Below are 653 nucleotides of genomic sequence, written 5' to 3' on the forward strand. Positions count from 1 at the left end.
ATCACCGAAGGTCATAAATACCGCATTACTCGGATGATAATGCTTGCGATAGAAAGCTTTCAGCTGATCATAAGTGAGGTCGGTAATATGTTCGGGATCACCACCACTGTTGTAATGGTAAGTCGAAGTTGGAAACACATAACGAGTGAGTGTCTGCCAAAGTTGGCTCACCGGCGAACTCATTGCGCCTTTCATCTCGTTATACACAACACCTTTATAGACCAATGGCGAATCTGCGTTACCTTCCTCTTCAAATTCTACGCGATGCCCTTCTTGAAGAAAGTCCATCTCGTCCAAGCGCGAGAAAAAGACCGCATCTAGATACACATCTAAGAGGTTATTAAAGTCTTTTTTGTTCTTACTCGCGAAAGGATAAGCCGTCCAATCACTGCTAGTAAAGGCATTCATGAAGGTGTTCAGAGAGCGGCGAATCATCATAAAAAATGGATCGCGTACCGGATATTTTTCGCTACCACACAATGCAGTGTGCTCAAGGATATGCGCCACACCTGTATTGTCAGTCGGAACAGTCTTTAGTCCTACCAAGAAAACATTCTCATCGTTCTCTGAAGCAAAGTGTAAATGTCGTGCTCCGGTGCCTTTGTGCACGTACTCTTCAGCATCTACGGCGAGAGATTCAATACGTTGTTTTC

1 protein-coding gene is annotated in these 653 nt (G+C 44.4%); it reads right to left on the reverse strand.

Annotated elements, in window-relative coordinates; all coding sequences use genetic code 11:
- The coding region (locus A3739_RS06845; protein WP_369821092.1) for an insulinase family protein at positions 1-642 on the reverse strand (642 nt) is incomplete at its 3' end.
- Between the last annotated feature and the right edge of the window lie 11 nt (positions 643-653).

This window comes from Oleiphilus sp. HI0067 (assembly GCF_001635735.1).